The organism is Mesorhizobium sp. CO1-1-8 (assembly GCF_020164875.1).
Taxonomy (GTDB): domain Bacteria; phylum Pseudomonadota; class Alphaproteobacteria; order Rhizobiales; family Rhizobiaceae; genus Mesorhizobium.
This window is the reverse complement of sequence record NZ_JAIUGZ010000003.1, coordinates 172,516-184,184: the sequence shown is the minus strand read 5'-3', so window position 1 is coordinate 184,184 and position 11,669 is coordinate 172,516. Positions and strand designations below refer to the sequence as shown.

The window sequence follows — 11,669 nt, the reverse complement described above, 5'->3', positions numbered from 1 at the left end:
GACGAGGTCGGCAGGGCAAGCGGCGCCGCCTGTTTGGGGGGGTCAGCGGGTGATCAGCGAGAGCCCGATCTCGGTCTCGGTAAGCTCGATATTGAGATGCGTTGCCCGCATGTGGCGGTCGAAGAGCGGGAGCAGTCTTTCGGCCTCGATGAACTCGATGCCGTCATCGCCGCCGAAATGGCGGCGCTTGTAGTCCCACCAGTCTGGATTGCCGACTGGGTGGCATTGCTCCGCATAAGCGATGAGGGCACGGGCGCCTTCGGCGAGCTTGCCGTTGGACATGATGTAGATGCCCTCGTCGCCGACCAGCCACAGGCCGGGCTTCTCGCCCTTGCCGGGACGGGCGCCGTAATAGGGATTGCGGAAGCCCCAATTGGCGCGGGCATCGGCTATGCCGCATTCGACGACCTTTCGCACGGCAAGGATGGGGAAGGTGAACATCGCCGCCCCCTCATGCCGCTGTCGGCAGAGGCAGGTGCCTCAGATGCACCGGCAGCTTGGCCGCGATCTCGGCGTCGGTCAGCTCATCGAGCAGCTTGAGCTCGGGGCGCCCCGCGCGAAAGACTTGGATGGTGCGCTTGCCGCGATGCCGCGCCAGGAAACTGTCGCCGGCATAGCCGCGATATTGGTCATGGGTGGCGCTCCAGATGTGCTCAAGCCGCTCCTCATGCGTCATCGCCTTCGCAGGGCGGGATTCGCGTTCGACGATGGCGTCGCGCGCCGCGCGCGGAGAACCGGTCACGGCGAGGTCGCAATAGGCGTGGAAACAGCGCGTCCCGCCGTCGATCCGCAGCGTGTAGAAGACGCTGGTGACGCTGCCGATGAGAAATTCGCCGAGCGCGAACATCTCGCCGCGCATCCATAGCGGCGGCAGGAGGTCGAGCATGTAGTCGTGCTCGGCCTTGCCCAATTCGAACCACTCGCCGGCATAGAGTGCGCTGTCGTCGCCCTCCCAGCGGTTTGGCCGCTCAGCATGGCGGTCGAACAGGCGAAACATCTGCCGCCGGTCGGCGACGCCGAAATAAACCTTGCGGATGGAGGATTGAAGGGTCATCGAGAGGCTCCTTGGCCCTGTCCGGGCAGGAGCGCGGTTCATCCCTTTTGGATCACCATCTTCTTCAGCCCTTCGGACCCCTCCCCCGTGGCCGCCTCTCCGTCCGGGCGGGTCAAGGGACGGCGTCAGCCGGGCAAAGCTTCACCCTTGACGCGACCGACGGGCATGCGGCACTCGGCCCCTCTCATCCTGCCCTCCAACCCTTTCGTCTTTCGCCTTAAGATCGGCGTTCCAGTCGTCCGTCAGGGGACGCAGCCGCTCGGCGTCGCATCCACACTCGGCGGCCAGGGCGAACAGCCGGCCGGCATAGGTGTCGCCCTGGGTATTGTTGTCGGTGGCGGCGACAAGATGTACGCCCGACCTTGCCGCCACTGCCAGAAGTGCCGCGGCCGTGGCCGGCGACCAGCCGCCGCCGGTGCTGAGATAAAGCGTATCGGGGCGAAATCCCTCGAGCGCGGCAAGGCTCATGGCGTCGATCGCCGCCTCGGTCACGCAAGTCCGTGGCGCATCACGTGGGCCGAGTCGGAAGAGCAACTTGGCGCCACCCGTGGCAAAGCCACGCCAGTCCGGCCCCCGCTCTTCCCAGCCAGTGAGCGCGCCGTCAGCATCGCTGTGCGCCGCCCACATGCTGCCATGCGGCCCCTCGCGCAGCAGGTTGGCCGCGATCGCGGCGCAAAGTAGGGCCTCGGGAAGATGGCGAACGCCGCTGAGATAGCGCCAGGCTGCCGATCCGCGCCAGGGCCGGCGTCGTGCCTGCCAGCGTTCGACAATGGAACGGTGGGACACCCGGTCGCGGGACGTGCGCTGCCATACCGGTGCGGAGGCAACGAAGCCGACCAGCTCCGCCACCTCGTTCATGGCCTCGACGAAGGAACAGCTCTTAAGATGCTCGACCAGTTTGAAAGCATCGCCCTTGGCCTCCGACAGCGGGTCGAACCACCCCTTGCCTCCATGAGTGACGATGACGATCGCCGCGTCGCGGCGATATTTCATCGCCTTGCGCGTGCTTTCCTTGACATCGAGGGCGTAGCCCTCGTGTTCGAGCACTGCGGCGCAGGACACCTCGTCCTTTAGTTTCTCCAGATCTGTCTTTTCCATATTCGCCTGCGCGCACCGTCGCGCGCTCCTTTTCTGTCCGATTACCGCTCCGATCTATCCGGGCAGGAACCGGACGCCGCGAAGAGCAAGGCAGGCAAGGGCAAGGGCGCCAACTGGCAGATGTTCAGTTCGAGATCGACCGGCCGCGGCGAAGCCTCCCTTGCCGGCCGCGGCGCGCAAGCGGCAGGTAAGTCTCGCTCTGTACCGCGCCGTTCCTCGGAGACGACAGCCCGCCAAGATTGGATGTTCCACGCGACCTGCCCGAGCCGCGGCGAGGCCGCATCAAGCCGCTGTCCAACGGCGGATCATGCTCCAGTGTTCGCCCCGTTGCCGGATCGGGCAAGCAGGCTTGCCCTTCTCTATGTCGACGCCCATCTTGCGTCAGGGATGGCTGCCCCCGGGCGAAGACCCGACCACGGGGCTTCGGGTTTGCCGACAGCCAGGCCCGCAGGGCGACGCCAGCATCAGCGCCGCGCCAGCTACGCGAGCACCTTGGCGAACTAAGGTTCCCCGGGGCGGCGACACTTGGGACTGTTTTCATGCCGCGTCGTCATGTAAGTAACTTTCTCGCCGGTTTATATCGCATCAGGAGGGTTTTGCATGGACGACGATACCCAGGAGAAGGCCGACACGCTGATCGGCCTCGCCGTTGACGTCGTGTCCGCTTACGTCTCGAACAACCCCGTTCCTGTCGCAGAACTGCCCAACCTCATCCATCAAGTGCATGCGGCCCTGCAAGCCAGGACAACAGAGTCGGTAAAGAGCGAGCCCGAAACTCTCAAGCCCGCCGTGCCAATCCGCAAGTCGGTGACGCCGGACTACATCGTGAGCCTGGAGGATGGACGCCAGTTCAAGTCTTTGAAGCGTCATCTCGCGACTCATTACGGTATGACGCCTGCCGAGTACCGGACCAAATGGTCCCTCCCTGCCGACTATCCTATGGTGGCTCCAAGTTACGCTGCGGCCCGATCGGCAATGGCGAAGGCAATAGGATTGGGCCGAAAGGCAAAACAGCCGGTAATGAAGAGCCGAAACAAGAGCGTTCGCAAGAAAGCGGGCGTCTAGCCTTTCCTGCGGGGCGCTGCCTGGCGACGACTAAAGGCAGGTAGCTGGGGTCGGACTGGGCCGCCGGTTTGACAGGAGGATGAATGATAGGGCTACCGCGAGATGCCTGGACCCCATATCGAGGTGATATCGGGCAATTTTGAACGCCGTCGGCGGGAGGTATCGACCCGCGATGCGGGACGAGAAAGGGCAGGTAGCCCGGCTGTCACTTGCCGCGACGGTCGCCAATGGCCCTGGTAATCGGCGCAGTGTCGGGTCGGAACATGATACCGGTGTTGCCGTGCGCCACCAAACTCCTGCTTGTCCCCTGTCCCGGGACTGAGGACATGGTTCGCGAAACCGCAATTGCGGACGGCAGTATAGAGCCGATGTTGTCGAAACCGGCGACGCAACTTGCCGCCGGTACCGACCGATCAGCTTTCCAGCCGTGAATTCTTGACACTCCGGATCTGATCATGATTAGGTGTCCGCTGTCCGAGGACACAGGACAGAACTATGATGAAGAGCCAGGATGTGGTCGTCTTGCTCAAGCTGGCGAGCTTGGAGGACGACGCAAAAGATATCGGTCACGAACCTCCGCCGCCCGGGCTGGGCGCGGGCGAGGATCCCTATTCCGTGCGCGGCCTCGAGGCAGCACTCGGAATCAGCAAGACCGAGATCAGCGCTTCGCTCAAGCGCAGCATCGCGGCGGGCCTCGCGATCAAGGACAGGAAGTCCGATCGGCCCAAACCGAGCCGGCGCCATCTGCGCGAGTTCATCGTCCACGGTCTGAAATTTGTTTTTCCGGCGAAACCAGGTGCCATGCAGCGTGGGCTGCCGACGGCGTTCGCCGCCCCCGCGCTGCGTGGCACCCTGCACAGCGCCGGAAATCTCATCTGCGTCTGGCCCTACGCGCGCGCAAAAGAAATGGGTCAATCGGTCGTCCCGCTGTTCAAAAGCGTGCCAGAAGCCTGCGAAAAAGATAGGGGGCTCTACGACTATCTGGCCCTCATCGACGCGATCCGCATCGGCAATCAGCGCGAGAGCAAGCTCGCCGCCGGCCTGCTCCTACAGAGGCTGGGATGACAGTCCAGTCTCAGTTGAAAGCCATGCTGAAGGCCGTGGCGGAGGCGCTCGGCGACGAGCTGCGCGCGAGCCTAGTCTTTGTAGGCGGCTGCACGACGGCGCTCTACATCACGGACCCCATCGTTCTGGAAGGGGTGAGGGCGACCGACGATGTCGACCTGATTGTCGATCTCGCTGGATTCGCCGAATGGGTCGATCTGGTGGAGCGCTTGCGCGCACGCGGCTTTACCGAAGCGGCTGACGACGCCGTCATCTGCCGTATGAAGCTCGGCGAGCTCAAGGTCGACTTCATGCCGGGGGACGAGGCGATCCTCGGGTTCACTAATCGCTGGTACGCAAAAGGAATCGAGACGGCGGTTCTGGAACAGCTGGAGGAGGGGTTTGAGATCCGGTGCCTCACGCCGCCGCTATTTGTTGCGACTAAGTTGGAGGCATATCGCGGCCGCGGTGAAGGCGATCTCATCGCCAGCCGCGATGCCGAGGACATTCTCCTTCTAGTCGATGGGCGAGAGGAGATCCTCGAGGAAATCGCAACCGGCGAGCCGGAGATCCGGGCCTACATCGCCGAACAGATTGCGGCGCTGCTCGATGATCCAAACTTCGACCATTTCCTAGAGGAAACATTCGCGGGTCGCCCGGCCGCGCCGACATCGTTTACGACCGGCTGGTCGCGATAAGCACGCTAGCAACGCTCTGACATGAGCCTGCAAATCAGATGGCATTGCGGTAAGGACGCTTACGGCCGACAATCGAGACGATGCCGGCATCGGCATCTGCGGTTATGCCGTCTTGGCCATCGTTCTTGATGGATCGACATCGGGTTCGGCCGGCGGTGATTTTGCGCGCGAGAGTCTCGCGAAGGACCCTGCGCGTCACAGACTGACGCGCAGCTTCCGCTCGAAGCGCTTTATTGCGCCCGATCTGAATTCGTTCGAACTCGACGATCGACCATTGCTGGTTGCGACGAACCTCGCGAACAGCAGGTTGCTCTTGCCGACCCTGTTCTCGCCAAGCAGCACGACGTTGCCGGCCGACGCGAGGTGGATAGATTGGAAGTTCCTGAAATTCAGGACGCTCAACTTGCTTAGACGCATTTCCACCCCCAGGCGCAGGCTTTTTTCTCTGCCCGATCTTAAAAAGCGGGTGGTTTTGGGCGATCACAGTGCCCCCTTAACAATAGGACGAAAACCCGATGCTCATTCGCTCCACTCACGTCGTCCATGGCATGCTGGCGCTTCGAACCACCCGCGCCGCCGCGGCGCGGGGCGGAGCGGTCGGACGCGAGATCGTGACCATGCCTCTGCTCGCAGCACGGTTGGTTGGTGGCTTTGCCAAGCCTGCCGGCACCGATGTTCTCTATCCCGCGATTCAGGCCGCGCTGGCTTGCGAGAGCTTTGGGGACTTCGAAACCGTCGCGGGACTGCCAGGCATGCCGCGCGCGGTCCTGAATGCGCTCGACTGTGCCTGGCGGGCCGATCTCGATCTGTCGTCACTGGCAGGCGAGAGGCCGCGGTTTCACGATCTCTACAGGCTCGAGACCTATATCCGTAATCACATTCCACCCGCGCACATGCTGCCGCGCGATCTGCGCGACGCCGCCAGCCGGCGGATCGGAATGGCGCAGAGCCTGCTTGGGCCAGTGACGCTGTCGGGATTGGTGGATGTCGACCCGCTCTGGCGGCCGCTTCTCAATGAACTCGTTGACGTCACCGAGCTCACCTGGGAGTTGCCGGTGCCCGTCGAGCACCCATGGTTCAAAGGGTCGATCCAAAGAAAGCCGGCGGCTCCTCCGGCGATACTGGTCGCCGAGGCGAGCGCGGACCCAAAGTCGGAGGTCATCGAGGCGCTGCGTTGGACCCGGCAGTTGCTCGCCACCGGCAAGGTGCTGGCACAAGACATCGCTATCTCCGCGACTTTGACGCCGGATTGGGACGATCATTTTCTGGCCTACGCGCGAAGCGCCGGGTTGCCGTTCCATTTTTCCCACGGCGTGCCAGCCCTGAGCACGCCGGAAGGCCAGGCCTGTGCAGCGCTTGCGGACGTTCTTGGAAACGGTCTCAATCAGGAACGCATCTGGCGCTTGATCCGGCGCCTGCCAGCGCGCCCCTTCGTCGGCTTGCTTCCTTCCGATTGGTTCGTCGCGATCCCACGAAGCGCGGGCCTGCGAACCTTCGACCAGTGGCGAGAGGTCCTGGCGGCAGCCAGGTCGCAGCGCGTCGATGGTGAACTGGCCGAGCACGTGCTGTTCCCCATTCTCCAGCTTCTCGCGCGTGGAGCGGATGCCGCAGAAGAGGCCGGCGCGCGATTGCTGAGTGGCGCCAGCCTGGCAATGTGGCAGGAGGCACTGCGAAGCGCGCCGGCACAAGCCATCGGTCTGTCGCTGCAGGCGCTGCGCGTCGCGGATCAACTTGATCCGGCCAACAACGTCGTTTGGTGTCCGGCATCGCAACTGGCGGCATGCCCACGCCCGTTTACGCGCTTGCTTGGCCTCACCAGCCGGTCCTGGCCGCGCTCTGAAAACGACGACCCGCTGCTGCCGCACCATTTGCTTGACCGCCGCCGCTTACATCCCGTGGGGGTCGCCGAGCGCGACCGGCGCCATTTCGAAATCATCCAGGCGCAGACCCGCGGACAACTTGTTTTGTCGCGCTCGTTGCGTAACGCCAAGGGAGGTGTTCTGTCCCCCAGTTCGTTGTGGCCTTCGCACGAGACCGTGCACAAGCGCGACCGCATCCCGGAGCACGCTTTCAGCGAAGCGGACAGGCTTTTGGCGAGACCACGCGATGCCGGCCAACTTGCCCACATCCGCCAAGCCCAGCTGTGCTGGCGCAATTGGCAACGTCCTTTCGAGTTGACGCCGCATGATGGCCTGTCGGACGCCAATCATCCGGCGATCGAGGGAGCCCTGTCGAGGGTTCAGTCGACGACGTCACTGCAACGGCTGCTACGCGACCCTCTCGGGTTCGTCTGGCGCTACGCATTGGGCTGGCGCTCGGTTCGATTTCAGGCCGATCAGCTGCAACTCGACGCAGCCTCGTTCGGCGAGCTAGTGCATGAATTGATCAGCGAGGCGATCACGGTTCTTGAGCCCACGCCGGGATTTGCGCGCGCCAGTCCCAGCGAGATCGAAGCGGCGATCACTCATGCTTCGACAGTAGTCCTGAACACTTGGCCTCTGCGGCGTTCCGTTCCCCCGCCGGTCCTGTGGCGCCATACGGTAAGCGAGGCAGCACGTCGCACGGCCAAGGGCCTCGCCGACGACGATCAGGTCAGATCCGATACGCGCAGTTGGACGGAAGTGCCGTTCGGTCAAAACGAAGCAGAGCAGGAACAAGCCCCGTGGGACACGACGATCACCGTGCTGATCGGACAAACAGGTCTGGTATTCGGCGGCCGGATGGATCGCCTCGATATCCGCGCCACAGGCGAAGGCGCGCGCATCACCGACTATAAGAGCGCGAAGCCGCCTCCGAAACATCAACGCATCGCGTTGGGGCAGGGACGGGAGCTGCAGCGCGTGCTTTACGCGATCGCCGCCCGCACGTTGCTGCCGGAAGTCAGGACGGTCGTGGCGCGCCTGATCTACCTCGCCGACGATCCGGCCACATTCGAACTCAAGGGTGATGAGCTCGACAGCGTGGTGAGGGAAGCGGCGGACTATCTATCGGCGGCCATGGTGATCCTGCGCAGCGGCCGCATTGCGCCGCGTTGGGAACAGGACACGCTGTACGACGACATGCGTTTGGCGCTGCCGGCCGATCGCGAAAGTTATCTGCGCCGCAAGGGGTCCGAATTCCGGGCGGCCAACCAGCCTCTCAACCGGCTATGGAGCGCCTCGACATGATGCTCGTCGACCGGGAGGCTCGTTACCGGGCCATGACCGATTTCCTTTCGATCCTGCTGGTCGAAGCGGCCGCGGGAACCGGCAAGACGTCGCTGATGGCGGGGCGCGTGGCAATGATGCTCGCTGGCGGGCATCAACCAGGTGACATCGCGGCAATCACGTTCACGGAACTTGCGGCGAGCGAGCTTGCGCGCCGGATCAGGGATACGATCGACACGTTGCTGGCGGGCGATGTCCCCGCTTTCCTCAGACCTGTCCTTCCACAGGGCCTTTCGCAAGAACAACGCGATGCGCTTGTCGCTGCCTCTAACCGTCTCGATGAGCTGACGGCGACGACCATTCATGGATTTTGCCAGGCAATCATCGGCAGCCATGGCGTCCAGGCTGGCCTCGACCCCGGCGCTCGTGTGGTCGATGCGACGGTAGCTGACACCCTGTTCATGGCCGAGCTGTCGGCTTGGTTTTCGAGGCGGCTTGCGGCGGACGCGGCGGAAGGCGACCCGGTCGTTGTTTTGGCCGAGCAAATCCCCCTCCAGGTCGTGGATCTTATCCGGGAACTTGCAAGCCTTCGGCGTAAGCATCCCGATGCCCAACCCATCCCTCCCTCACCCGACGCTCGGCCCGACATCGATTTCATCCAAGCGGTGGCCGATTTCGACCGGTGGCAGGCAAGCGCCGACCCTGACAAATGGCTCTCCGAGATCGCGTTGGAATTGCGCCGGCTTGCGGAGCGCTACCAGGATTGTCTCGCCCAAGGCCAAGACTTCGCAACCTTGTGGCGCCTGTGCGATGCAGGAACGGGTCGGCTTTTCGAGCGCAAGGGACTGCAACTCAAGACCTACGAAGATGCAGCGCGCGGCTTCGGTGCTCACCGCAACGACACCGGCTTTGGTGGCGGCCAAACGCTCTATGAAACGGCGCTCATCGCATGGAGCGAACTGGTCGGCCATATCGCCAGCACGCTGGTCTGCTCGCTGTCGGCCTCGCTCGACCAGTTGCTCGAAAGCTATCAGGCGCGCAAGCGAGCTGCCGCTGTCCTCGATTTCGACGACCTGCTGATCCACGTCCGGTCGCTGGTGCGCAACCACGAGGAGGTGCGTCAAGCAGTGGGCCGGCGCTATCGCTATATTCTGGTCGATGAGTTCCAGGACACAGACGGTATCCAAAACGAGATATTGTTCTTGATCGCCGCGACCGAAAGGCGGCCAGAACAATGGCAGGCTGCGGACCTGCGGCCAGGAGCACTCTTTCTTGTCGGTGATCCGAAACAGGCGATCTATCGTTTTCGCGGCGCCGACATCGAGGCCTACGAACTCTGCCGCCGGCTGATCGACAGCCAGGATCATGGTGCCGTGCTTCAGATCACAGCCAACTTCCGCTCGTTAAGCCCGATCATCGAGCATGTGAATGCCTGCTTCGAACCGGTCTTTGCCAAGCCCTCACAGCCCCGCTATGTCGCGCTCGCACCGACACTGTTCGAGGCATCCCACGCGCTTCCTTGCGTGGCACGCTTCACCGTGGAGATCGCACAAGAGGGGCGCATCTACGCGGAAATGTTTCGGGAAGCCGAGGCCGAGCGGGTTGCCGACATCTGCGCCACTTTGATCGGCAATGTGCCCATTCAACGCGCCGACAAGACCTGCACGCCCCTGCGGGCTGGCGACATCGCGCTGCTTTCGCCGGGACACACCGAACTGTGGCGATACGAACGAGCGCTCGAGCAGCGCGGGCTCGCTGTATCCTCGCAAGCCGGCCAGACGCTGATGCGACGACAGGAAACGCAGGACATTCTGGCGCTGCTGCGGGTCCTGGCCGACTCCTCCGATACGTTGGCCTTCGGCGCGCTGATGCGAGGACCGCTGGTGGGCTTGAGCGACCAGGAGCTGCTCGACATCACCACGACCCTCGCTGCTTCGGAAGCAGGCGAGAGTTTTTTCACCGTCCGAGCGGACCCCGAACTGGTCCGGCATGCGGTTGCCAAGAACGTTCTTGTCGAACTGAAACGGCTTCGCCGGCGGGCATCGATCATGGCTCCCAGCCTGATACTGACCGAAGCCATCGAGCGCCTGAACGTTCGCGTCATCATGGCGGCCCGGCATGGCAACCGAAATGCCCGCGCGCTCGCCAATCTCGACGCGTTGATCGAGAGAGCGCGCGGCTACTCGGTCGCCGGTTTGCGCGCATTCATTCGCGATCTCCAGTCGGATTGGGAGCGAAAGGCCCGTGCGCAGGAAGGCCGGATCGACGCCGCCGAGAATGCGATCGAGATCCTCACCATCCACAGTGCCAAGGGGTTGGAGTGGCCGGTCGTCATTCCGGTCAATTCCACGACCGAACTCTATCGGCCGGATCAGTTCGTACACCGACAATCCGACAACAGCCTGCACTGGATGATCGGTGGCGTCGCGCCACCGGAGTTGGCTGCAGCACGTGCCGCGGAAAGCCTGGAAGACGCCAATCAACGCGAGCGGATCTGGTATGTCGCCTGCACGCGCGCGCGGGATCTCCTGATCCTCCCCCACATCCCCCAAGCCTCGAAAGGATCCTGGTTCAGCTCCATAGACCTGCATCAACACGACATCCCCGAGCTAGACCTTTTGTCGTTTGCGCAGCAAGATATGCAACGTGCGGCCAATCGGTCGAACGAACAGTCTTGCGACACCTTTGCCGCCGAGCAGCGATCGGTCGATGAGAGCGCGCCGCCGATTGTCTGGCGCCGGCCCAGCGAGCATGACGCCGATCGGCTCGGCGACGCTCTCGATGGCGTCGCGACGTCGGAAAGCTTCGTTGAACATTTTGACGTCGTCGGCGCCGGCGCCCGGCGCGGTGTCATCCTTCACAAGCTGATGGAGGAGCTTCTCACCGGCGAGCTTGCTGGAGAACTCGAGGCAACCGTGTCGCGCGCTCATGAACTGCTCGCGCAACTGATCCCAAAGGACGATGACAATGCCTCTCGGCCCGATCCAACCGAGATGGGAACCGTGGCGCTGCGCGGCCTCGCCTTGCCGCAGATTACCGAATTACGGCCCCACCTCGTCCCCGAGATCGCAATCTGGGGCCACGACGAGAGTGGCCTTGTCGCCGGTCGGGTCGACGCCTTGGCGATCGTCGAGGGCCGCGTTGACGCTGCGATTGACTGGAAATCCGATGTGAACCCTGCGCCTGGAGTGCGCGAAGCCCATATGCAGCAGTTGAATGACTATCTGGCCACGACGAACGCCAAACGCGGAGCGGTCGTCTATCTCACGAGCGGCGAGATCGGCTGGATCCATAGGACTGAGGCGGCAAACCTTGGCGGTGACTAGAGTAGTCTCCCCATAGCGGCCGTGCTGCCGACACATCGCATTGCATGCGGTTGACGACGAATGGCCCATTTGGGCTTCGCAGCCGCGCTCGCTTGGGTCCGGGATCGCCGGTTGTCCTTCGACTGGGCGCATTATCGTAGCTGGTTAAGTTGCGGGCTGCGCCAAATTCCAGGCGGAGCAGCCGCCCCGGTTCCGCCGGAATAGCGCGCCTGCCCGACGATCGCCGCGCTCGTACCCT

Annotated in this window: 9 protein-coding genes; 5 read left to right on the top strand and 4 right to left on the bottom strand. The window is 63.3% G+C overall.

What is annotated here, in order from left to right; genetic code table 11:
• Nucleotides 1-42 precede the first annotated feature (42 nt).
• From LB558_RS07310 to LB558_RS07300, 3 genes are all read right to left on the bottom strand, one after another.
• Entirely contained in the window at nt 43-441 is a 399-nt protein-coding gene (locus LB558_RS07310) for a DUF3085 domain-containing protein (RefSeq protein WP_224696916.1), read from the bottom strand.
• 10 nt (nt 442-451) lie between these two features.
• Complete coding sequence (locus LB558_RS07305) at nt 452-1,054, bottom strand: DUF1419 domain-containing protein (protein WP_224696915.1); 603 nt, start codon at nt 1,052-1,054, stop codon at nt 452-454.
• 141 nt (nt 1,055-1,195) lie between these two features.
• Nucleotides 1,196-2,152, bottom strand: a complete 957-nt coding sequence (locus LB558_RS07300; protein WP_224696914.1) for a DUF3991 and TOPRIM domain-containing protein — start codon at nt 2,150-2,152, stop codon at nt 1,196-1,198.
• A 600-nt stretch (nt 2,153-2,752) separates the two neighbouring features.
• Here LB558_RS07300 and LB558_RS07295 point away from each other — a divergent pair.
• The 3 genes from LB558_RS07295 (at nt 2,753) to LB558_RS07285 (ending at nt 4,959) form a co-directional block, all read left to right on the top strand.
• Nucleotides 2,753-3,217, top strand: a complete 465-nt coding sequence (locus LB558_RS07295; protein ID WP_224696913.1) for a MucR family transcriptional regulator — start codon at nt 2,753-2,755, stop codon at nt 3,215-3,217.
• Nucleotides 3,218-3,715: 498 nt separating this feature from the next.
• Entirely contained in the window at nt 3,716-4,282 is a 567-nt protein-coding gene (locus LB558_RS07290) for a hypothetical protein (protein WP_224697205.1), read from the top strand.
• A complete protein-coding gene (locus LB558_RS07285) occupies nt 4,279-4,959 on the top strand; it encodes a hypothetical protein (RefSeq protein WP_224696912.1) in 681 nt (226 codons plus the stop codon). Before LB558_RS07290 ends, LB558_RS07285 begins: the two co-directional genes overlap by 4 nt.
• Before the next feature lie 34 nt (nt 4,960-4,993).
• Here the strand turns inward: LB558_RS07285 and LB558_RS07280 are convergent, their stop codons facing one another.
• Nucleotides 4,994-5,443 (bottom strand): hypothetical protein, encoded by a 450-nt coding sequence (locus LB558_RS07280; protein ID WP_224696911.1) that lies wholly within the window; start codon nt 5,441-5,443, stop codon nt 4,994-4,996.
• Between the two features lie 31 nt (nt 5,444-5,474).
• Here LB558_RS07280 and LB558_RS07275 point away from each other — a divergent pair, with 31 nt between their 5' ends.
• Nucleotides 5,475-8,126, top strand: a complete 2,652-nt coding sequence (locus LB558_RS07275) for a PD-(D/E)XK nuclease family protein (protein WP_224696910.1) — start codon at nt 5,475-5,477, stop codon at nt 8,124-8,126.
• Complete coding sequence (locus tag LB558_RS07270; RefSeq protein ID WP_224696909.1) at nt 8,123-11,431, top strand: UvrD-helicase domain-containing protein; 3,309 nt, start codon at nt 8,123-8,125, stop codon at nt 11,429-11,431. The genes LB558_RS07275 and LB558_RS07270 overlap by 4 nt, the downstream gene beginning before the upstream one ends.
• Nucleotides 11,432-11,669 lie beyond the last annotated feature (238 nt).